Origin of the sequence: Sphingomonas radicis, assembly GCF_051400635.1 — a bacterium.
Taxonomy (GTDB): Bacteria; Pseudomonadota; Alphaproteobacteria; order Sphingomonadales; family Sphingomonadaceae; genus Sphingomonas.
Genome location: NZ_JBLFFG010000005.1, coordinates 73755 through 94914, shown reverse-complemented (window position 1 = coordinate 94914; position 21160 = coordinate 73755). Strand labels below are relative to the sequence as shown.

General features: G+C 66.1%; 18 protein-coding genes. 10 read left to right on the top strand and 8 right to left on the bottom strand.

Features of this window, described 5'->3' with window-relative positions; genetic code table 11:
• Window positions 1-45: 45 nt before the first annotated feature.
• The gene (locus tag ACMGDH_RS16090; protein WP_436828993.1) at window positions 46-645 is read left to right on the top strand and encodes a TetR/AcrR family transcriptional regulator; all 600 of its coding nucleotides are present in this window, start codon (window positions 46-48) and stop codon (window positions 643-645) included.
• 9 nt (window positions 646-654) lie between these two features.
• Here ACMGDH_RS16090 and ACMGDH_RS16085 read toward each other — a convergent pair whose 3' ends face one another.
• Complete coding sequence (locus ACMGDH_RS16085; RefSeq protein WP_436828992.1) at window positions 655-1269, bottom strand: TetR/AcrR family transcriptional regulator; 615 nt, start codon at window positions 1267-1269, stop codon at window positions 655-657.
• A 186-nt stretch (window positions 1270-1455) separates the two neighbouring features.
• Here ACMGDH_RS16085 and ACMGDH_RS16080 point away from each other — a divergent pair, with 186 nt between their 5' ends.
• From ACMGDH_RS16080 to ACMGDH_RS16055, 6 genes are read left to right on the top strand one after another with little or no spacing between them, the layout of a single operon-like run.
• Window positions 1456-2076: a CerR family C-terminal domain-containing protein gene (locus tag ACMGDH_RS16080; RefSeq protein WP_436828991.1), complete on the top strand. Its 621-nt coding sequence runs from the start codon at window positions 1456-1458 to the stop codon at window positions 2074-2076.
• On the top strand, window positions 2073-3080 hold the full coding sequence (gene hlyD / locus ACMGDH_RS16075; RefSeq protein WP_436828990.1) for a secretion protein HlyD: 1008 nt from the start codon (window positions 2073-2075) through the stop codon (window positions 3078-3080). The genes ACMGDH_RS16080 and hlyD overlap by 4 nt, the downstream gene beginning before the upstream one ends.
• A gap of 4 nt (window positions 3081-3084) precedes the next feature.
• Complete coding sequence (locus ACMGDH_RS16070; protein ID WP_436828989.1) at window positions 3085-4818, top strand: ATP-binding cassette domain-containing protein; 1734 nt, start codon at window positions 3085-3087, stop codon at window positions 4816-4818.
• Window positions 4815-5942, top strand: coding sequence for an ABC transporter permease (locus ACMGDH_RS16065; RefSeq protein WP_436828988.1), 1128 nt, complete (start codon window positions 4815-4817; stop codon window positions 5940-5942). Before ACMGDH_RS16070 ends, ACMGDH_RS16065 begins: the two co-directional genes overlap by 4 nt.
• 44 nt (window positions 5943-5986) lie before the next feature.
• Window positions 5987-7072 (top strand): ABC transporter permease, encoded by a 1086-nt coding sequence (locus ACMGDH_RS16060; protein ID WP_436828987.1) that lies wholly within the window; start codon window positions 5987-5989, stop codon window positions 7070-7072.
• A 5-nt stretch (window positions 7073-7077) separates the two neighbouring features.
• A complete protein-coding gene (locus ACMGDH_RS16055; protein WP_436828986.1) occupies window positions 7078-8472 on the top strand; it encodes an efflux transporter outer membrane subunit in 1395 nt (464 codons plus the stop codon).
• A 5-nt stretch (window positions 8473-8477) separates the two neighbouring features.
• Here ACMGDH_RS16055 and ACMGDH_RS16050 read toward each other — a convergent pair whose 3' ends face one another.
• The 4 genes from ACMGDH_RS16050 to ACMGDH_RS16035 form a co-directional block, all read right to left on the bottom strand.
• Window positions 8478-9140: a phosphoribosyltransferase gene (locus tag ACMGDH_RS16050; protein WP_436828985.1), complete on the bottom strand. Its 663-nt coding sequence runs from the start codon at window positions 9138-9140 to the stop codon at window positions 8478-8480.
• 74 nt (window positions 9141-9214) lie between these two features.
• Window positions 9215-9475 (bottom strand): DUF5985 family protein, encoded by a 261-nt coding sequence (locus ACMGDH_RS16045; RefSeq protein WP_436828984.1) that lies wholly within the window; start codon window positions 9473-9475, stop codon window positions 9215-9217.
• The gene (locus tag ACMGDH_RS16040) at window positions 9472-9750 is read right to left on the bottom strand and encodes a DUF5985 family protein (RefSeq protein ID WP_436828983.1); all 279 of its coding nucleotides are present in this window, start codon (window positions 9748-9750) and stop codon (window positions 9472-9474) included. The genes ACMGDH_RS16045 and ACMGDH_RS16040 overlap by 4 nt, the downstream gene beginning before the upstream one ends.
• Before the next feature lie 2 nt (window positions 9751-9752).
• Window positions 9753-10127, bottom strand: a complete 375-nt coding sequence (locus ACMGDH_RS16035) for a hypothetical protein (RefSeq protein ID WP_436828982.1) — start codon at window positions 10125-10127, stop codon at window positions 9753-9755.
• 215 nt (window positions 10128-10342) lie between these two features.
• Between ACMGDH_RS16035 and ACMGDH_RS16030 the strand changes: the two genes are divergently transcribed.
• Window positions 10343-15727: a HAMP domain-containing protein gene (locus ACMGDH_RS16030; RefSeq protein WP_436828981.1), complete on the top strand. Its 5385-nt coding sequence runs from the start codon at window positions 10343-10345 to the stop codon at window positions 15725-15727.
• A 7-nt stretch (window positions 15728-15734) separates the two neighbouring features.
• Window positions 15735-17831, top strand: coding sequence for a response regulator (locus ACMGDH_RS16025; RefSeq protein ID WP_436828980.1), 2097 nt, complete (start codon window positions 15735-15737; stop codon window positions 17829-17831).
• An 18-nt stretch (window positions 17832-17849) separates the two neighbouring features.
• On the opposite strand, the gene ACMGDH_RS16020 is transcribed toward ACMGDH_RS16025, so the two are convergent.
• Window positions 17850-19040 carry a dipeptidase gene (locus ACMGDH_RS16020; RefSeq protein ID WP_436828979.1) on the bottom strand — a complete coding sequence of 397 codons (1191 nt, stop codon included), beginning with the start codon at window positions 19038-19040 and terminating at the stop codon, window positions 17850-17852.
• Window positions 19041-19184: 144 nt separating this feature from the next.
• Window positions 19185-19787 (bottom strand): alpha-ketoglutarate-dependent dioxygenase AlkB, encoded by a 603-nt coding sequence (locus ACMGDH_RS16015; protein WP_436828978.1) that lies wholly within the window; start codon window positions 19785-19787, stop codon window positions 19185-19187.
• Window positions 19788-19942: 155 nt separating this feature from the next.
• Between ACMGDH_RS16015 and ACMGDH_RS16010 the strand changes: the two genes are divergently transcribed.
• Entirely contained in the window at window positions 19943-20248 is a 306-nt protein-coding gene (locus ACMGDH_RS16010) for a helix-turn-helix domain-containing protein (protein WP_436828977.1), read from the top strand.
• On the opposite strand, the gene ACMGDH_RS16005 is transcribed toward ACMGDH_RS16010, so the two are convergent.
• Window positions 20227-21159: a 1-phosphofructokinase family hexose kinase gene (locus ACMGDH_RS16005; protein WP_436828976.1), complete on the bottom strand. Its 933-nt coding sequence runs from the start codon at window positions 21157-21159 to the stop codon at window positions 20227-20229. The two genes, ACMGDH_RS16010 and ACMGDH_RS16005, sit on opposite strands and share 22 nt — an antisense overlap.
• Window position 21160: the final 1 nt, after the last annotated feature.

The window sequence follows — 21160 nt, the reverse complement described above, 5'->3', positions numbered from 1 at the left end:
CCACAACTGTTGACCTGTGGGGCGGCGATGATAGGAGAGGGGATCATGATCCCGCCCACCCAGGCTCCGCGCTCGCGCAATGCGGCCGCCACGCGACAGGCGATGCTCGCCTCCGCACGCCGCCACTTCGCCCGCGAAAGTTACGAGAACGTCGGCCTGCGCGAGATCGCAGGCGATGCCGGTGTCGATCCAGCGCTGGTCAGCCGGTATTTCGGCAGCAAGGAACAGCTCTTCAAAGAGGCGGTCCGCGGCGACGACGAGCACATCATGCATGGGGTGTCGCGTGCGGATCTGCCGGCGCATTTCGCCGCGCTGCTGCTCGATGGTAAGGGCGAGGATGCTCAGGACGCCGATGCCCAGATCGATCGGCTGATGATCCTGCTGCGTTCGGCCTCATCGCCCAAGGCCTCGAGCATCATCCGCGAGGCGATCGACGAGGACATATTGGAGCCGGTGGCGGCGCTGCTGGGAGGGAAGGATGCCGAGCTGCGGGCGAGCCTTTGCCTCTCGGTGCTGATGGGAACGGGAATCCTTCGTTCCGCGCTGGCGGTGGCGCCCCTCAGCGCTGCGGGAAGCGGTGCGCTCCAGCGGCGCCTCACTTCGCTGTTTGCTGCCGCGATCGACGAAAAGTCGGACGCGGCCTGACATCTCCGATCAGCGTGTCGGCCAGACGGCCAGGCTGGTCTCGACGAGCCGTTCGAGCTCCTCGCGACTCGCGCCGGCGCCCGCCTGGAGCGTGAGGCCCTGGAGCAAAGCTACGAGATAGGCGGCGAGGCCTTCGGCGGTCATGTCATCGGGAAGGTCGCCTTCGGCCTTGGCGCGTTCGAATCGCTCGATCAGCGTGCGTCCGGACGATTTGCGACGCTCGATCACTTCGGCGCGAATCGACTCGGCTTCGACGCCGCACGCCACCGAACTGATCACGCGCAGGCAGCCCTTGGGGTCACCGCAATCGCTGGTCTGCATCGCCAGCGCGCCGCGCAGCAGCCGCTCGGCGACCGCGCGAGCCGTTGGCGCGTCGATCGCGTCGCGCATATAGGCGAGCTTCTCGCGCTCGTAGAGATCGAGCGCCTTGCGGAACAGCGCCTCCTTGTTGCCGAAGGCGGCGTAGAGGCTCGGACGAGTGATTCCCATCGCATCGGTGAGGTCGCTCAACGACGCGCCCTCATAGCCCTTGGTCCAGAAGACGCGCAGCGCTGCCGCCAGCGCATCGTCAACATCGAATTCCCGCGGGCGACCCTTTGCAGCGGGGCAGAGTATGTTTTTCATAATGATCGGTACATAAGCATAAATCGCGGAAAATCCAATCGGATTGTGCCGTGCGGATCTAGGTAGTTCCCCTAGCGCGGGGCGGCTGTCGAGCAAATTCGGGACGCATGGCTGCGAATCTGTGCTGAAATGCAGCTTGCTCCAAGGTCGAACTCCTGCTAGTTCGTTCGAACGAACAGGAGTTCCATGGTTTCGCAGACTCTTCTTGAAACGGCGATCGACCAATTCGGCCGGCTCGGCTTCGAAGGCGCGAGCACGCGCGACATCGCGCGCGCCTCGGGCACGGCGATGTCGTCGATCACTTATCATTTCGGCGGCAAGCAGGGGCTGTACCTGGCCGCGGCGGAGCACATCGCCGCGTCGATCCGCGCGCGGCAGGACGAAACGGTCGCGCAGGCGCTCGAGTCGGGCCGCGCCTCGCCCGCGGCGGCGGCGGCGGCGATCGCCACGATTCTCGACGGACTCGCGCAGATGATGCTGCGGCCCGAGACCGAGGCGTGGTCGCGCTTCATCATCCGCGAGCAGCAGGTTCCGACCGAGGCTTTCGACCGATTGTACGATCTCGCGATGCGCCCCGTGCTGGATGTCTTCGTCGAGCTGATCCAGCGCGCGCGTCCCGATCTCGATCGCCGCGAGGCAGCCGCGATGAGCATCCTGCTGTTCGGCCAAGCGATGGTGCTGCGCGCCGGCCGCGCCTCGGTCTGCCGCGCGCTCGAGATCGACCAGCTCGATGAAGACACCGCGGCGATGCTGCGGGCGCGAATCCGCGCCAACGCAATGTGCATTCTTTCGGAGAAGCCCCGATGAACCGACGCCGGCTTGTCATCATTGTCCTGATCGTCGCGCTCGTGGTCGCCGCCGCGGCGACGCGCGGTTTCGGCCTGCTACGACCGACCCGCGACGGGGGGCTGGAACTCTACGGCAATGTCGACATCCGCGAGGTCGACCTCGGCTTCCGCGTCAACGGCCGGATCGCGGCGATCGGCGTCGATGAGGGCGACAAGGTCCGGCAGGGGCAACTTCTCGCGACGCTGGAGACCAACACGATCGACAGCCGCGTCGCCGAAGCCGATGCCCGTATCGCCCAGGCGCGGGCGCAGCTCGACAAGCTGCGCAACGGCAATCGTCCGCAGGACATCGCCCAGGCCCGCGCACGCGTCGAGGCCGCCCAAGCCGCGGCACGCGACGCCGACCGCGACTATGCGCGCCGCCAGCCGCTTGTGGGTCCGGGAGCGATCAGCCGCGACGTATGGGAACAGACCGTTGCGCAACGCGACCAGGCGCGTGCGCAGCTGCGCGAGGCGCAACAGGCGCTGTCGCTCCTCAATGCCGGCAGCCGCTCCGAAGATGTCGCCGCGGCGGCCGCCGAGCTGCGATCGGCCGAGGCCGCGCGAAAAGGAGCGGGGACCGACCTCTCCGACACGCGTCTGATCGCCTCCGCCAACGGCACGGTGGTGACGCGGGCGCGCGAGCCCGGAGCGATCGTCCAGCCGGGCGAGACGGTGCTCACGCTGGCGATCGATCGGCCGATGCGCGTGCGCGCCTATGTCTCGGAAACCGATCTCGCCCGGATCAGCCCGGGAATGAAGGTCCAGGTCACCGCGGACGGCAATCCCAAGGCCTACAACGGCACGATCGGCTATATCTCGCCGCGCGCGGAGTTCACGCCCAAGACCGTCGAGACCGCAAATCTGCGTACCGATCTGGTCTATCAGCTGCGCATCATCGTAGGCGATCCCGATGATGCCCTGCGCCAGGGGCAGCCAGTGACGGTGCGCGTCCCAGCCGCCCGCCCCGCGCGCGAGGATTGACGCCGTGGCCGGGCCGCTCGCCCGCACCGAGAAGCTGGTCAAGCGCTTCGGCGAGGGCGCACCTGCGCTCGATGGCGTCTCGATGGCGATCGAGCCGGGGCAGATCACCGGCCTCGTCGGCCCGGACGGCGCCGGCAAGACCACGCTGATCCGCATCCTCGCTGGGCTGATGGCGCCTACCGAAGGCACGATCGAGGTGCTCGGCGGCGCGCCCGGTGACCGGCTCGATGATCTCGGTTACATGCCGCAACGCTTCGGGCTCTACGAAGACCTGTCGGTCATCGAGAACCTTCGCCTCTATGCCGAAGTCCGTGGATTGCCGCGCGAGGAGCGTGCCGAGAGCTTCGGCCGGCTGCTCGAGTTCACCGATCTCGCGCGCTTCCAGGATCGGCTCGCGGGCCGGCTTTCGGGCGGCATGAAGCAGAAGCTCGGGCTCGCCTGCGCGCTGGTGAAGACTCCACGCGTGCTGTTGCTTGACGAGCCGGGTGTCGGCGTCGATCCGATCTCGCGGCGCGAGCTCTGGTCGATGGTGGGCGACCTCACCGATCAGGGGATCGCGGTGCTCTGGTCGACCGCCTATCTCGACGAAGCGGAGAAGTGCGACACCGTCTACCTGCTCAACGAAGGCAAACTGCTGTTCGACGGCCCGCCTGCCGAGCTGACTGGCGCAGTCGCCGACCGGGTGATCCGCGTCACCGGTTTCACCGATCGCCGCCGCCGCTTCCTCACCCATGCGCTCGATCGCGAGGATGTGATCGACGGCACGATCCAGGGCCGCTCGGTTCGGCTGCTTATCGCCGACGGCGCCGCGATACCCGAGGCGGCTGCGCTGGAGGGTGGCCCGGATACGAAGGTGGAGCCCGCGCCGCCGCGCTTCGAAGACGGCTTCATCGAGCGGCTGGGAGGCGGCCCCGCCGGGACCAGTTCGCTCGCCGAGACTTACCGCACCATTCCGCCCAAGGACGAATGCGCGATCGAGGCGAACGGCCTCACCAAGCGCTTCGGCGAGTTCACCGCGGCGAAGGACATGCACTTCGCTATCCCGCGCGGCGAGATTTTCGGACTGCTCGGCCCAAACGGCGCGGGCAAGTCGACCACCTTCAAGATGCTGTGCGGGCTGCTGACGCCCACCAGCGGCACGGGCTCGGTCGCGGGCAAGTCGCTGCGCCACGCGCGGGCCGATGCGCGGGCATCGCTCGGCTATATGGCGCAGAAATTCTCGCTCTACGGCGATCTGAGCGTGCGCCAGAACCTCGATTTCTTCGCCGGCGCCTATGATCTGGACCGCCCCCGCGCCCGGCGCGCGATCGCGGCGATGACCGAGATTTTCGAGCTCGGCGACCGCCTCGACGTCAACGCGGGCACACTCCCGCTCGGTTTCAAGCAGCGACTCGCGCTCGCCTGCGCAGTGATGCACGAGCCGCCGGTGCTGTTCCTCGACGAGCCCACGTCGGGTGTCGATCCGGTCACGCGCCGCGAGTTCTGGACACACATCAACGGGCTGGTCGAGAAGGGGGTAACCGTGCTCGTCACTACCCACTTCATGGATGAAGCCGAATATTGCGACCGCGCGACGCTGATCTATCGCGCCGAACAGATCGCCACCGGCACCCCCGACGAGCTCAAGGCCGAGGCGGGCCGCCTCGCCGGTATCGATGACCCGACGATGGAAGATGCGTTCATCGCGCTGATCGAGGAATTCGACCGCAAGCGCGGTGAAGGGAGGGAGGCAGCGTGATCCGTTTCGATCTTCGCCGCCTGGCGGCGCTGTCGCGCAAGGAAGGCGCGCAGATCCTGCGCGATCCTTCCACCTTCCTGATCGCCTTCGTGCTGCCGATGATCCTGCTGTTCCTGTTCGGCTATGCCGTGTCGCTCGACAGCACGCGGACGCGAGTGGCGGTGGTGCTGCAGGATAGCAGCGCGCCCGCGCTCCGGCTCGCCCAAGCCTATCAGCGCTCCGCCTATTTCGATGTCACCATGGCGCGGAGCGTCGCCGGGGTGCGCGACCGGATGGTCGACGGCAACCTGCGCGCGATCATCGTGATCCCGAGCGATTTCGGCGACGGCGTGAAGCGCGGCAAGGCGCCGCCGATCCAGATCATCACCGACGGCTCCCAACCCAACACCGCCAATTTCGCAGCCGCTTACGGAGAGGGCGTGCGGGCGAGCTGGGCGGCCGCCGAGGGGCTGGAGCGCAACCCGCGCGCAGCACAGCCGCCGGTCTCAGTCTCGACGCGCTATTGGTACAATCCCGAGCTGATGAGCCGCTATTTCCTGGTCCCCGGCTCGATCGCCAATGTGATGACGATGGTCGGTACTTTGCTCACCGCGCTCGTCGTCGCGCGCGAATGGGAGCGGGGGACGATGGAAGCGATGATGGCCACGCCGATCAGCATGGCCGAGTTCATCGCGAGCAAGGTGATCCCCTATTTCCTGCTGGCCCAGGTCTCGATGGCGCTGTGCGCGGTGATCGGCGTCTGGGTGTTCGGCGTGCCGTTCCGCGGATCGGTGCTCACGCTGTTCGCTATCTCCTCGGCCTTTCTGATGCCGGCGCTCGGGCTCGGGCTGTTCATTTCGGCCGCCACCAAGAACCAGTTCGTCGCGAGCCAGATCGCGCTGCTCTCGGCCTTCCTGCCTACCTTCCTGCTTTCGGGCTTCATCTATGAGATCGGATCGATGCCCTGGCCGATCCAGGCGCTCACCTATCTCGTGCCCGCGCGCTATCTGATCCCGGCGCTGCAGTCGGTGTTCCTCGCGGGCGACCAATGGGGGCTGATCCTGCCCAACATCGGCATCATGCTGTGCTTCGGGGCGCTGTTCTTCCTGCTGTCGTTCCGCGTCACGCGGCGGAGCCTCGACTGATGCGCGGGCTTTTCGGAGGAGCCGGCTTCCGCCGGTTGGGAGCCATGATCGTCAAGGAGCTGTGGGCGGTGCTGCGCGATCCCAAGTCGCGGATCGTGCTGTTCGTCCCGCCGCTGATGCAGCTCTTCATCTTCACCTTCGCGACCACGCTGGACGTCAAGAACGTCGACGTCGGCGTGCTCGACCGCAGCAGTGGCGCGCATTCGGTGGAACTGGTCCAGCGGATTGCCGGCAGCCCCAATTTCCGCGAGATCGTGCGGCTGCGCAGCTTCGACGACCTCGAACATGCAATCGACAACCAGCGCGTGATCGCCGCAATCGTGATCGACGAGGACTTCGACCGGCGGTTGGCCACTAACCGGCCCGCGACGATCGGCGTGGTGCTCGACGGTCGCCGCTCGAACGCGGCGCAGATCGTCGCGGGCTACCTCACGCAGATCGCCGGGCAGGTGGGAGCCGACCTGACCGCCGCGCCGGGCCGAGAAGCATCGGCAGGAAGCGTCGTTACCAACTGGTACAATCCCGCACTCGATTACATCTGGTTCACGCTCCCGTCGCTGGTCGCCATCATCACTGCGGTGGCGGGGCTCGCGATCACGTCGCAGAGCGTCGCACGCGAGCGCGAGCTCGGCACCTTCGACCAGCTGATGGTCTCGCCGCTGCGCGTCCACGAGATATTGATCGGCAAGATGGTGCCGCCGTTCATCATCGGGATGATCAACGGCAGCGTTTATCTGGTGGTGGCGCCGCTCGTCTTCGGGGTGCCCTTCACCGGCTCCTATCTGCTCTTCTTCCTGAGCCTCGCGATCTATCTGATCGCACTCATCGGGCTTGGTATGCTCGTCTCGTCTGCCGCGCAGACGCAGCAGCAGGCTTTTCTCGGCGTCTTCCTGGTCATGACGCCGCTCATGCTGCTCTCGGGCTATGCCGCGCCGATCGACAACATGCCCGAATGGCTCCAGCTCGTGACCTATCTCGACCCGGCCCGCTATTTCCTGATCATCGTCCAGGGCCTGTTCCTCAAGGCGATGCCGGCGGGCGCCGTTTTCCACCAGCTCTGGCCGCTCATGCTGATTGCGATCGTGACGCTCTCGGCGTCGGCCTGGCTTTTCCGTGCGCGCATGGAGTGACTGCAATGCCTCGTTACCTGCCTCTCCTGAGCCTCACTGTCGCGCTGGCGGGCTGCACCGTCGGCCCCGATTATCGCGCACCCCAGACGAGCGCCGCGCCCGACTGGATCGAGCCCGGCACCGCGGGGCCGGTAGATGCAAGCTGGTGGGAGCGGTTCGGCGATCCCCAACTCACTGCGCTCGTCCAGCGCGCGCTCGTGGGCAGCCCCGACCTGGCCGAGGCGCAGGCCCGCGTCGCCGAAGCCCGCGCGAACCGGGATGCCGCGGTCGGCGGGCGATTCCCCACGATCGAGGCCACAGGATCGGCCACCCAGAACACGCTGAGCGAGAACGGTCAGCTTCCGATCGGCAACATCCCGGGCTTCGAACGGAGCTTCCCGATCTACGATCTCGGCTTCGATGCGAGCTGGGAAATCGATCTCTGGGGCCGCCAGCGCCGCCAGGTCGAGGCGGCAGGTGCGCGGCTGGAGGCGGCAACCTTCGCGCGCGGCGACGTGATGCTCACGCTGATCGGCGAGCTCGTGCGCAACTATGTCGATCTTCGCGCGGCACAGGCCGATGCCGCGACTGCCGAGGGGCTGGCCGCGTCGGACGCCGAGCTCGCACGGCTAACGCAGCTCCGGTTCACCGCGGGCGAAGCCTCCCGGCTCGAGCTCGAGCGCGCGCAGGCAAGCGCTCGTACCAGCGCCGCTGCAATTCCCGATGCCCGCGCGCGGGCTGCAGCCGCCGCCTATCGTATCGCTGCGCTCGTCGGTGTGCCGCCCGAGCAGGTGGTCCCCGAGCTTCAGCCCGCCAAGCCTTTGCCTGCGGCGCCCGACACCATCCTGGTCGGTGTGCGATCCGATCTGCTCCAGCGCCGCCCAGATGTGCGCCGCGCCGAACGCGAGCTTGCCGCCGCCACTGCCGATATCGGCGTAGCTACCGCCGACCTGTTTCCGCGCTTCTCGTTGCTGGGCAGCCTCGGCCAGCAGGCGCGGGACCCCGCCGACCTCTTCTCGGGGGACAGCACGCGGCTGCAGATCGGGCCCAGCTTCTCCTGGCCGATCTTCTCCTTCGGACGAATTCGCGCGCAGATCCGCGCCAGCGATGCCCGGGCGCAGGGCGCTGCCGCGCGCTACGAGAAGGCCGTGACCGGCGCGCTTTCGGACAGCGAGGCAGCGATCAACCGCTTCCTCAATGCCCGCGCCGCACTGGAGCAGACCGAGGCTGCGGCCGAGCGCGAGCGCGCCGGCTTCGTGCTCGCGGAGCGACGGGCGGCCGGCGGCGAGGACGATCGGCTCGCGCTCGAACGCGCCCGCCAGTCGCTACTCGCCGCCGAGCGCAGCCGCAATCAGGCGCGCGCAGCCAAGGCGCAAGCCGCGGCTGCGCTCTACAAGTCGCTCGGCGGCGGCTGGAGCTGAGGGCTCTAGATCAGAAGCTGGTGCGAGCGCGCGAGCAGCGCCACTACTTCGTCATCCTCGGTCTGCGTGAAATCGGCGTAATGCGCGCCGATCGCATAGAAGATTTCCGGCGCGTGCAGGCATATGAGTTCGTCGCATTCGTCGCGAAGCCCGGCGATGCTGTCGGCCGGAGCGATCGGCACCGCGAGCACAAGATGGGTGGGCAATGCCTTGCGTACCCCGCGCAGCGCGGCCTTCACGGTGCCTCCGGTGGCGATCCCGTCATCCACAACGATCACCGTGCGTCCGGCGATCGGGATGGGTTCGCGGTCGCCGATATAGGCCCGGCGGCGGCGATCGATCTCTCCCAGTTGCCGGCGGAGCTCGGCCTTCACATAGTCAGGCCCAGCGCCGGCCTGGCGGGCGATCTCCTCGTTGAGCACGAGCTGCGGGTCTGTGCCGTCCACCACGGCGCCGATACCCAGCTCCTCATGACCGGGTGCGCCGAGCTTGCGGACGAAGAGCAAATCGAGCTCGGCGTCGAGCGCCGTCGCGACCTCATAGGCGACCGGAACTCCCCCGCGCGGCAGTGCCAGTACGAGCGGGTGGCGTGAGCGCAGATGTGCGAGCGCGTCGGCGAGTCGGCGTCCGGCGTCGGCACGATCGCGGAAAGCGGGACCTTCGAACATCGCGGCCTCTCCGGCGGCTTCTCGCCGCTGACGTTTCAACGATCGATCGCCGCAAACGATGCGGCGATGGCGCGTCAGGGGCGCTGGTTCTTGCGCGCGATGGCGATCAGGATGAGGATGAAGGCGGCGAGCCGGACCAGGTAGACCCAGCTGCGATACTCGCTGGGAACTCCGCCCAGCGCGAGGATCGCCTGTGCGGCGCCGAGCAGCAGGAAGGCGATGCTGAACGAGAGGAACAGCTCGTCGCGCGTGTCGCGCCAGAAGCGCAGGAAGAAGAGCGCGGCGGCGACGAAGCCGAGCGTGATCGCCCCGGAGAGGAAAGCGAGAACCGTCACGCGCGTTCCTCCATGTCCCAGATGAAGCCGAACAGCAGCACACACACGGCCGCCAGGGACAGCCCGAGCCGCACCAGCCCGAAGTCGATCCACGCGATCAGCAGCATGTCGACGATCACGAACGCGTTGTTCACGGCGAGCAGCGCGAAGCACAAAGTGCTCCACAGCAGCAGCCGCGCACCGTTGCGGCGATAGCTGCGGCCCAGCAGCAGCGCGCAGGCAGTGCTGGTGGCGAAGCAGAGCAGATAGACTGCGGCGGGAAAATATTCGGCCATGCTCAATCCCTTCGCAGCTTGAACGCATCGGCAAAGCCGACCACTCCCGGCGCCGGTGCCGGGACGACGATGATCCGGCGCACCGCATCGGGGCGGCGGGCGTAGAGCTCCTCGGCGGCTTCGGCGAGCGCGTCCACGCTTTCGGAGACGGGCTGGTAGCGCACCGTCCCGTCCGCCTCCGCCACGATCAGGCCCGCGGCCATGAGCGATTCCACGCTGTGGCTCACCACCAGATCGCTGCCTCTCAGCGCCTGCACCAGATCGGGCTGCGTCCATGCCCGGTCGCGATTCTTGCGTAGATGGCAAAGCAGCTCGAGCGACCAGACCGACCGGAAGGTCGATCGAATGAAGCTGGAGAGCTCTTGCTTGGCCGGCATCGTTGAAGCCGTCTCCGTTTTGCGACCGTTCCCCCGGACCCCTTTGTGCCCCTTACCTAGCGGCTCAATTGCTTCGCGCAACCGTCCCAAAGCTGGCGCCACCGTTAGGACTTTTTTCGGTGTTACTGGGGCAAGCACTTGGCTATGAACGAAAGTTAGGCCGGGGGGTCGTGCAGCTTGTCTCATCTGGGGAGGGGAGACGCCAGGAGTTTCAGGTGAACGCGGAATTGCCCCACGACGCGCTCGACCGTCGCCAACTCGTCGCCGCCCTCCGCAGCTTTCGCCGCGGTGATTTTTCCGTCCGTTTGCCCGAGGATCTGCCGGGGCTGGACGGCGAAATCGCCTCGCTCTTCAACGAGGTCGTTGCCCTCGAAGAGGATATGAGCAACGAGTTCGTCCGCCTTTCCCGCGTGGTCGGCAAGGAGGGCAAGATCACCCAGCGCGGCCATGTCCGCGGCGCCACCGGCGGCTGGGACATCAAACTGCGCGCATTGAACGAATTGATCGAGGACACGGTGCAGCCCACCGCCGAGGTCGCCCGCGTGATCGGCGCCGTGGCGAAGGGCGACCTATCGCAGACGATGGTGGTCGAGATCGACGGCAGGCCGCTGCGCGGCGAGTTCCTGCGCATCGGCAAGGTGGTGAACACCATGGTCGAGCAGCTCGCCTCCTTCGCGGCCGAAGTGACGCGCGTGGCACGCGAAGTGGGCACCGAGGGTAAGCTCGGCGGCCAGGCGACCGTGAAGGGCGTGGCCGGCACGTGGAAGGACCTCACCGACAACGTCAACGCAATGGCGACCAACCTCACCGGGCAGGTGCGCAATATCGCCGAAGTGACGACCGCGGTGGCCTCGGGCGATCTTTCCAAGAAGATCACCGTGGACGTGAAGGGGGAAATCCTGGAGCTCAAGAACACCATCAACACGATGGTGGACCAGCTCAATTCGTTCGCCTCGGAAGTGACGCGCGTGGCGCGCGAGGTGGGCACCGAAGGCAAGCTGGGCGGTCAGGCGCGCGTGGAGGGCGTGGCTGGTACCTGGAAGGACCTCACCGACAACGTCAACCTGATGGCGGACAATCTCACCGGGCAGGTGCGTAACATCGCCGAAGTGACGACCGCGGTGGCCTCGGGCGACTTGTCCAAGAAGATCACCGTCGACGTGCGCGGGGAGATTCTGGAGCTGAAGAACACCATCAACACGATGGTGGACCAGCTCAACGGCTTCGCCTCGGAAGTTACCCGCGTGGCGCGCGAAGTGGGTTCGGAAGGCAAGCTGGGCGGCCAGGCGCAGGTCGAGGGCGTCGCCGGCACCTGGAAGGACCTCACCGACAATGTGAACCTGATGGCCGGCAACCTGACGGGCCAGGTGCGCAACATCGCCGAGGTTACGACCGCGGTGGCCTCGGGCGATCTTTCGAAGAAGATCACCGTCGACGTGAAGGGCGAGATCCTGGAGCTCAAGAACACCATCAACACGATGGTGGACCAGCTCAACGGCTTTGCCTCGGAAGTGACGCGCGTGGCACGCGAAGTGGGTACCGAAGGGCGACTCGGCGGTCAGGCGCAGGTGCCGGGCGTGGGCGGCACCTGGAAGGATCTCACCGACAACGTCAACCTGATGGCCGACAATCTGACCGGTCAGGTGCGCAACATCGCCGAAGTGACGACCGCGGTGGCGAAGGGCGATCTTTCGAAGAAGATCACCGTCGACGTGCGCGGCGAGATCCTGGAGCTCAAGAACACCATCAACACGATGGTGGACCAGCTCAACGGCTTCGCCTCGGAAGTGACGCGCGTGGCGCGCGAAGTGGGTTCGGAAGGCAAGCTAGGCGGTCAGGCGCAGGTCGAGGGCGTCGCCGGCACCTGGAAGGACCTCACCGACAATGTGAATCTGATGGCGGGCAATCTGACCGGCCAGGTGCGCAACATCGCCGAAGTGACGACCGCGGTGGCGAAGGGCGACCTTTCCAAGAAGATCACCGTCGACGTGAAGGGCGAGATCCTGGAGCTCAAGAACACCATCAACACGATGGTGGATCAGCTCAACGGCTTCGCTTCCGAAGTGACTCGCGTGGCGCGCGAAGTGGGTTCGGACGGCAAGCTGGGCGGCCAGGCGCAAGTGCCGGGCGTGGGCGGCACCTGGAAGGATCTGACCGACAATGTGAACGCAATGGCCGCGAACCTGACCGGCCAGGTGCGTAACATCGCCGAAGTGACGACCGCGGTGGCACTCGGTGACTTGTCGAAGAAGATTACCGTGGACGTGAAGGGTGAGATCCTGGAGCTCAAGAACACCATCAACACGATGGTGGACCAGCTCAACAGCTTCGCCTCGGAAGTGACGCGCGTGGCGCGCGAGGTGGGCACCGAGGGCAAGCTCGGCGGCCAGGCGCAGGTCCGCGGCGTCGCAGGCACCTGGGCCGACCTCACCGACAATGTGAACCTGATGGCGGCGAACCTCACCGGCCAAGTGCGCAATATCGCGGACGTGACCACCGCGGTGGCGCGCGGCGACCTCTCCAAGAAGATCACGGTGGAGGTGAAGGGGGAGATCCTGGAGCTCAAGAACACCATCAACGTGATGGTGGACCAGCTCAACGGCTTCGCGTCCGAAGTGACCCGCGTGGCGCGCGAAGTGGGCACCGAGGGCAAGCTCGGCGGCCAGGCACAGGTGCCCGGCGTTGGCGGGACCTGGAAGGACCTCACCGATAACGTGAATCTGATGGCGACGAATCTCACCAATCAGGTTCGCGGTATCGCTGACGTGGTGACTGCGGTGGCGCAGGGCAATTTGAAGCGCAAGCTCACCGTGGACGCCAAGGGTGAGATCGCCGCGTTGGCCGAGACGATCAACTTCATGATCGACACGCTTTCGACCTTCGGTGACCAGGTTACCAACATGGCCCGCGAAGTGGGCATCGAGGGCAGGCTGGGCGGGCAGGCGCGCGTGCCGGGTGCCGCGGGCCTGTGGCGCGACCTTACCGACAACGTCAACCAGCTTGCCGCCAACCTCACCAACCAGGTGCGTTCGATTGCCGACGTGGCGACCGCCGTCACCAAGGGCGACCTCACCCGCTCGATCGCGGTGGAGGCCTCAGGCGAGATGGCCGCGCTCAAGGACAATATCAACGAGATGATCCGCAACCTCAAGGAACAGACCTTGAAGAATGCGGAGCAGGACTGGCTCAAGACCAATCTCGCGCGCTTCAGCCGCATGCTGCAGGGCGAGCGCGACCTCACCACTGTCTCGAACCTGATCATGTCCGAGCTCGCGCCGCTGGTGAACGCGCAATATGGCGTGTTCTACGTCACCACGCGCGACGGCGAGGAGACGATGCTCGAGCTCGCGGCCAGCTACGGCGCGGAGAGCCGCGACCAGCTCAAGCCGAAATTCATGCTGCGCGAAGGGCTGGTCGGCCAGGCTGCGGCGGACAAGCGGCCGATCGTGCTCGAGAACGTGCCGGCCGATTTTCTGCGGATCGGGTCGGGTCTGGGCGATGCCGCCCCGGCGAATGTAGCGATCCTGCCGGCGCTGTTCGAGGACGACGTGAAGGCAGTGATCGAGCTCGCCTCGTTCGGCGAGTTCAACGAGACGCACCAGAGCTTCCTCGATCAGCTGATGGAATCGGTCGGCATCGTGCTCAACACGATCGCCGCGACGATGCGCACCGAAGGTCTGCTCAAGCAGTCGCAGCTGCTGACCCAGGAGCTCCAGGCGCGCCAGACCGAGCTGACGACCAAGCAGGAAGAGCTGCACAACACCAACGAGGAGCTTCAGGAGAAGGCACAGCTCCTCGAGAACGAGAAGAAGCAGGTGGAGGCCAAGAACCTCGAGATCGAGATGGCCCGCCGCGCGCTGGAGGAGAAGGCCGAGCAGCTCGCGCTCACCTCCAAGTACAAATCCGAATTCCTCGCCAACATGTCGCATGAGCTGCGCACGCCGCTCAATTCACTGCTGATCCTGTCGAAGCTGCTGTCGGACAATCCACAGGGTAATCTGAACGAGAAGCAGGTCGAATTCTCGCGCACGATCCATTCGGCGGGATCGGACCTGCTCAACCTGATCAACGATATCCTCGATCTTTCGAAGATCGAATCGGGCACTGTCTCGATCGAGATCGGCGAGATGCCGATGGCGAGCCTCAAGCAGCACATGGAGCGGACCTTCCGCCAACTCGCTGCCGACAAGAGCCTGGACTTCAACGTCGAGTTCGACGCCAGCCTGCCCGCCACGATCCGCACCGACGAGAAGCGGCTCCAGCAGATCGTGCTCAACCTGCTCTCCAACGCATTCAAGTTCACCGCGGCAGGATCGGTCACGCTTGCGGTGCGCACTGCGGAGAGCGGCTGGAGTTCCAACCATCCGGTGCTGCGCAACGCCGATCAGGCGATCGAGATCGCAGTCACCGACACCGGCATCGGCATTCCGGAGGACAAGCAGAAGCTGATCTTCGAAGCCTTCCAGCAGGCGGACGGCACCACCAGCCGCAAATATGGCGGCACCGGCCTGGGCCTGTCGATCAGCCGAGAGATCGCGCGGCTGCTCGGCGGCGAGCTCAAGGTCAGTTCCAAGCCGGGCGAAGGATCGACCTTCACGCTGTTCGTGCCGATGCAGGCGGCCGCACCCGCGCCGGTCGGCCAGATCAGCACCACTGCGCGCTACGACAATTCGGGCGCGACCGTGCCGAACGCGCTGCCGAACAATTTCGACATCGGCGACGATCGCGACGATCTGGGCGGCGATCCGTTCGTGCTGATCGTCGAGGATGACCCGAGCTTTGCCAAGATCCTGCTCGATCTCGCGCACGAGGCGGGGCTGAAGGGTGTCGTATCCGCGGCGGGCGCGGGGACGCTGGCGATGGTGCGCAAGCTCCAGCCGAACGCGATCACGCTCGATCTGGGGCTGTCGGACATCGATGGCTTCGTGCTGCTCGACCTGCTCAAGCACGATCCGCAGACGCGCCACCTGCCGATCCATGTGATCTCGGGCGCGGACAAGGTCGCCAAGGCGCTCGATCTCGGTGCGTTCGGCGTCACCGAAAAGCCCGCGGAGCGCGAGGAACTGCTCGCCGTGTTCGCGGAGCTTGCTCAGCGGATCGAGGAACAGCCGCCGCTCGTCCAGATCGATCGCGAGCGTGCCGGCGAGCTCGCCGCGACGACGCGCTCGGTCCCCGAACTCGAAGGGGCGAAAATTCTCATCGTCGATGACGACATCCGAAACATCTATTCGCTGACGAGCGTTCTGGAGAGCTACGGGGTGGAGGTCGTCCACGCCGAGCGGGGCAAGGACGGTATTTTGATCCTGGAACAGACTCCCGGCATCGATGTCGCGCTGATCGACATCATGATGCCGGAGATGGACGGGTATGAGACGATGCAGCAGATCCGGCACCGTCCGGCGCTCGCCGAGCTGCCGCTGATCGCCGTCACTGCCAAGGCGATGAAGGGCGATCGACAGAAGTGCCTCGATGCCGGCGCGTCGGATTATATCGCCAAGCCCGTCGACATCGATCTGCTGCTTGCCCTGCTCCGCGTATGGGTCGCGCGTTCGCGCGACGCCGCGCAGGTGCCGGGGCTTGTGGTGACCGAGCGGAACTGAGGTGGGGATGAGCGCAACCCCAGCCGCAAGGGTCGCGGAGAAGCCGCTGCCGGGTGCCGCGGAATCGGCGCCCGAGCGCGCGCGCGTGCTCGTCGTCGATGATGACGAGCACAATCTCATCGCCATCAACAGCGTTCTGGAGGACGTGGCCGAGGTCGTGGTCGCCAATTCGGGCGAGGAGGCGCTTCGCCAGCTTCTCAGGACCGAGTTCGCGGTGATCCTGCTCGACGTCTTCATGCCCGGCATGGACGGTTACGAGACTGCCCAGATCATCCGTTCGCGCGAGCAGACCAAGCGCGTTCCGATCGTCTTCCTCTCCGCGGTCAACAAGGAGAGCCAGCACCTGCTGCGCGGCTATTCGATGGGCGCGGTCGACTATGTGTTCAAGCCGGTCGAGGCGACCGTGCTGCGGTCCAAGGTGGCGGTGTTCGTCGATCTGTTCACCATGACCAAGGAGATCCAGCGCAAGGCCAGGCAGGAGCAGGCGCTGCTGGACGCGAACCTCCGCGCCAATGCCGAACGCCTGCGCGCCGAGCAGGAGCTGCGGCTCGCCGAGCAGCGCCAGGCCGCGATCATCGAATCGCTGCCAATTATCCTCTATCTGGAGGAAATCAACGTCAGCCCCCGCATCCCGAAATTCGTCAGTGGCAATTTCACCGCGCTGACGGGCTTTGTATTCGAGGACCTGCAGCGCAACCCCGCGCTGTGGGTAGAGCGGCTCCATCCCGAGGATCGTGCGCGCGTGCTCGCGGCGCTGGCAGGGCGGCCGCTCGGTCGCTCCCTCTCGGTCGAATATCGCTGGCAATGCGCTGATGGCCAGTACAAGCATTTTCTCGATCAGGCGGTGCTGCTTCGCGACTCGCTCGGCAACCCGGTCGAATATGCCGGAACGCTGCTCGACGTGACCGAGCGCAAGGAGCTGGAGAGCCAGCTCACCCAGGCGCGCAAGATGGATGCGATCGGCCAGCTCACCGGCGGGATCGCGCATGATTTCAACAATCTGCTCGCCGCGGTACTCGGCGGGCTCGGCATGATCGAGCGGCGCATCGAGCTGAGCGAGGACCAGCGCAAGATCGTGGGCATGACGCGGCACGCGGCCGAGCAGGGAACCGAGCTGGTCAAGCACCTGCTTTCCTTCGCGCGGCGCCAGAAGCTCGAGCCCGCGGCGATCCAGATCTCGCGGCTCGCCAACACCGTCACCGATCTGCTCGCGCACACGCTTGGCGGCCTGGTCGAGCTGAAATGGGAACTCAGCGACGAGCTTGCGCCGGTCTATGCCGATTCAGCGCAGCTCGAGCTTGCGCTGATGAACCTGATCATCAACGCCCGCGATGCGATGCCCGAAGGCGGGATTGTGACCGTCACCGCCGCCAATCGCGAGGTTTCCGAAGGGGCCGTGACCGAGGACCTCGCTCCCGGCCAATATGTCGTGCTGTCGGTAGGCGACACCGGCTGCGGCATTGCGCCCGAACTCCTGGAACAGGTGCTGGAGCCGTTCTTCACCACCAAGTCCGTGGGGAAGGGCACGGGACTCGGCCTCAGCATGGTCTATGGTTTTGCCAAGCAGTCAGGCGGGGCGGTGCGCGTGGACAGCGCCGTCGATATTGGGACCTGCGTCGAGCTCTGGCTGCCGCGTGCCCCGGCCGTGCCGGCGGAGGATGAAGAGGCCGAGCTGCGGATCGCCAATCCGCTCACCGCGAGCGCCACCTTCCGCATTCTCCTGGTCGACGACCACCCCGGTGTACGCGCGACGACCGCGGCGCTGCTGGAGGATCTGGGCCACAGCGTCGTCCATGCCACCGAAGGCGCACAGGCGGCCGAGCTCTTCCGGCAGGATCCGGATGCCTTCGATCTGCTGATCACCGATTATGCGATGCCGCGTATCTCGGGTGCCGAGTTGGTGCGCCAGATCCGCGCCGATCGTCCGTACATGCCCGCTATCATCATCACCGGCTATGCCGATCCCGAGGCGGCAGCGCCCGAGACAGGTGACGTGCTCGTGCTGTCCAAGCCCTTCCGACCGGAGCAGCTTCACGCGACGCTTCACAGTGCTGTCGAGCGAACGGAATCCGCCAAGGCGAAGCGGCGCAAGCGGCGGGCCTGATCCGTTTCGGCCGTCCGGTCAGCTGCCCTTGCGCTCCTCGGCGATGCGCAGCAGCCGTAGCGCATTGCCGCTCCACATCTTCTCGATGTCGGCAGGCGAATAGCCGGCGGCGCGGAGCCGTGCGGTGACCTTGGGCAACGCCTCGATATCCTCGAATCCCGGAACGCCGCCGCCGCCGTCCCAGTCGGCACCGAAGCAGACGTGATCCACGCCCGCCACTTGGATCAGGTGGAGGGTGGAGCGCATGAACGTTTCGAAATCGGGGCCGTCGGCGGGCTCGGCGCGTTCGAGTGCGCGGTACTGGCGGATCAGTTCGGCCTGCTCGGCGGGAGAGAATTCGTCCAGGCGCTCGAGCTTCTCACCCAGCGCCTCGCGCTCGGGCGAGGGCTTGGTCTTGCTTTCGCCCATATAGACGCTGTTCACGCAAATCGCTCCGCCCGATGCAGCGAGCTTGCGCACGCGGGCGTCGTCGATGTTGCGCGGATGGTCGTAGACCGCCCTCGTCCCTGAATGCGACAGGATGATCGGCGTGCGCGAAGTCTCCAGCAGCTGGTCGAGCACCGCGTCGGATGCGTGGCTGGCGTCGATCACCATGCCCAGGCGGTTCATTTCGGCGACCCATTTACGGCCGAGCGGGCTGAGCCCGTTCCACTTCGGCTTGTCGGTGGCCGAGTCCGCGAACTGGTTGTTCCGGAAGTGCACCGGCCCCGCCATCCGAACGCCGCGGCGATAGAATTCGCTCAGCAACGACAGATCCTCGCCCAGCGGATAGCTGTTCTCGATGCTGATATAAGCGAAATGCTTGCCTGCCTTGTCGAGCCGCTCGGCATCGCCCGCGCGGGCCGCGAGCCCGATACGGTCGGGGAACTTGGCGATCGTCGTCTCGATCTCGCCGAGCCGCTTGAATGCGAAGGCCTTGGCCGCCGCGAACCCCTCGGGAGTCAGCGGACCTTGTGAGGTATAGATGACGAAGAAGCCGCCATCGAGGTTGCCGTCCATGCGGCCGAGGTCGACCTGGGCGATGTCATTATCGCGGCTGTGGCGCTCTCCGAAGCTCCAGCCCTTGCGACCGAAATGAGCCGGCGTGTCGAGATGCGTGTCGAGCGTCAGCAGGCGTTTGTGCAGCGCCGCGTCGTCCTGCGGTGCGCTCGCCTGGGAGCCGACGCAGGCGGCAGTGGCGAGCAGGAGCGGCAGGACGGCATATCTCATCGGTCACCTCGATTTGGCGCAGCAACCGCTGCGAGCGAGGAAGGATGTAGCGCCGGAAAGGAGCGCAGGCGAGCGCGAGCCCATTCTTTCTGCAATGCATCACAAAGAGATAGGAATGATTGGCAATAGCCACTCTCTCGCAAGTCAGTCGCGAGTTTCGCCGGCACTCCGCCGCCCGCGCTCGGACAGACTGCGGAACGTGATCGACCAGCGCGGCACATCCATGGGTGCGATGCTGTGCTCCCATCGATGCCGCGTCTCGCCCGCGAGATGATAGGCGGCGCGGGGTTCTAGCGGAACGGAGATACGCTCGAACCCGCCCTCGGGCCGACGCCGCCGGAAGCGCATGGTCGCGAGGTTGCCGAGGGAGACGCCCACGACATGTTCGAACACCGGCCGGTCGCGGTGCCAGCCGATCCCCGCACCCGGATCGTATCGGGTCAGCAGTACGTGGACGAGCGCGCCCGCGCTCAGTCCCGCGAAATCCGCTGCCTTCTCGCGAAGCGGCTGCAGCCAGTCGGGAATCGGATCGGTTTCGCGAAAGCTCGCGTCGTCGAAATCATAACGCCAGCCAAAGCTCGCGGTCAGCCGCTTGCCGAGCCACCCCTGGAAGCGAAAGGGCTGGAGTCCGGATGCATCGATGCTCGCGATCAGCGCCCGCTCTTCCTGGGGCGACACCAGATCGGCGATAATGTTCAGGCCGGGGAGAATGGGCCCTCCGAAAAGATCGGCCGTCGTGGAGTCCATGATGTTCCCGAAGGGGTTTCGCCGCAGGGAAACGTGTGTTCCCGGCTGAGGTTTCGCTTCACCCCGAATTGCAACCGATTTGTGCTGATTTTCCGTGCGATAGCGGTTGCAACTCAGACGATCTGAGCATAGCGGTCTGCGCCGTGAAAGACCAAATGATTGCCACCGTCGACCGCGCTTCCACTTTCCTGAAAGCGCTTTCCGGTCGAAGCCGCCTTTTGCTGCTGTGCCATCTTCTCGATGGTGAAAAGTCCGTCGGCGAGCTCGCCCGGCTCACCGGCGCGCGCGACACTGCGGTCTCGCAGCAACTCGCGCTGCTCCGTCGCGAGAGGATGGTCGCATCGCGCCGCGCGGGGCAGATGATCTTCTATTCGCTCGCGAGCGAGGAGGCGCTGCACATGCTCAAGGCGCTTCACGCGCTGTTCGGCGCCGACGCGCCTCAGGTCGAGGCTGCCGAGTAGAGCCTTTCGACATCCTCCCGCCGGACCAGCTCGGCGGGGGGCGTCATCAGTGCCGCCGCGCCCGCGGCAACGCCGAAGCGGAGCGCTTCGGCTAGACCGTCGCCACGCGCGAGCGCCAGGGAAAGCGCGGCCACCATTGCATCCCCGGCGCCGACTGTGCCGCCGCCCGGCGGCACTTCGATCGCCGGCATGCGGATCTCCTCGCTGCCGCTCACGAGCAGTGCACCCCGCTCGCCGAGGGAGATCACCACCACTTCCGCAAAACCCCGGTCGAGCAGCTCGTGCGCCGCCGCATTCTCATCGGCTTCGCTCTGCAACTCGCGGTCCATCAGCTCCGCGACTTCACGAAGGCTCGGCTTGATCAGATAGGCGCCGGCCCCCTCGCAGCCCGCCAGCGCCGGGCCGGAAGTGTCGATCACCAGCTTCGCACCCACGCCCCGGCAGAACTCGCCGAACCGCGCGAAGATCGAGGGCTCGCATCCGGGCGGCAAGCTGCCGCTCGCGACCAGGCAGGCCGGCCGTTTGGCCAGTCCTGCGAGTGCGTCGAACAGCGCCGTCAGCGCTTCGTCCGACAGCTCAGGGCCGGGCAGGACGAAGCGATATTGTTCGCCGGTGCTAGTCTCGTCGATCGTTATGCTCTCGCGTGTCGTGCCTGCGATCGGAACTGGGACGATCGGCACGCCCGCGCGCTGCAGCAGCTTCTCGATCGTCGCGCCCGCCGCGCCCCCGCTCGGGAACAGCGCCGTCACTTTACCGCCCAGCGCATGGATCACGCGCGCCACATTGATCCCGCCGCCTCCCGGCTCGAACGCCGGCTCGGTGCAGCGCAGCTTGTGCGTCGGGCGGACTTCCTCGGTGGTGGTGTTGACGTCGAGCGCGGGGTTGAGCGTGACGGTCGCTATCGAGGGCATG

Coding starts and splice junctions, on each gene's coding strand:
- ACMGDH_RS16090 (WP_436828993.1), top strand. CDS start 46: ATGATCCCGCCCACCCAGGCTCCGCGCTCGCGCAATGCGGCCGCCACG.
- ACMGDH_RS16055 (WP_436828986.1), top strand. CDS start 7,078: ATGCCTCGTTACCTGCCTCTCCTGAGCCTCACTGTCGCGCTGGCGGGC.
- ACMGDH_RS16015 (WP_436828978.1), bottom strand. CDS start 19,787: ATGGACTCCACGACGGCCGATCTTTTCGGAGGGCCCATTCTCCCCGGC.
- ACMGDH_RS16010 (WP_436828977.1), top strand. CDS start 19,943: ATGATTGCCACCGTCGACCGCGCTTCCACTTTCCTGAAAGCGCTTTCC.
- ACMGDH_RS16080 (WP_436828991.1), top strand. CDS start 1,456: ATGGTTTCGCAGACTCTTCTTGAAACGGCGATCGACCAATTCGGCCGG.
- ACMGDH_RS16040 (WP_436828983.1), bottom strand. CDS start 9,750: ATGGCCGAATATTTTCCCGCCGCAGTCTATCTGCTCTGCTTCGCCACC.
- hlyD (WP_436828990.1), top strand. CDS start 2,073: ATGAACCGACGCCGGCTTGTCATCATTGTCCTGATCGTCGCGCTCGTG.
- ACMGDH_RS16050 (WP_436828985.1), bottom strand. CDS start 9,140: ATGTTCGAAGGTCCCGCTTTCCGCGATCGTGCCGACGCCGGACGCCGA.
- ACMGDH_RS16025 (WP_436828980.1), top strand. CDS start 15,735: ATGAGCGCAACCCCAGCCGCAAGGGTCGCGGAGAAGCCGCTGCCGGGT.
- ACMGDH_RS16035 (WP_436828982.1), bottom strand. CDS start 10,127: ATGCCGGCCAAGCAAGAGCTCTCCAGCTTCATTCGATCGACCTTCCGG.
- ACMGDH_RS16085 (WP_436828992.1), bottom strand. CDS start 1,269: ATGAAAAACATACTCTGCCCCGCTGCAAAGGGTCGCCCGCGGGAATTC.
- ACMGDH_RS16060 (WP_436828987.1), top strand. CDS start 5,987: ATGATCGTCAAGGAGCTGTGGGCGGTGCTGCGCGATCCCAAGTCGCGG.
- ACMGDH_RS16020 (WP_436828979.1), bottom strand. CDS start 19,040: ATGAGATATGCCGTCCTGCCGCTCCTGCTCGCCACTGCCGCCTGCGTC.
- ACMGDH_RS16005 (WP_436828976.1), bottom strand. CDS start 21,159: ATGCCCTCGATAGCGACCGTCACGCTCAACCCCGCGCTCGACGTCAAC.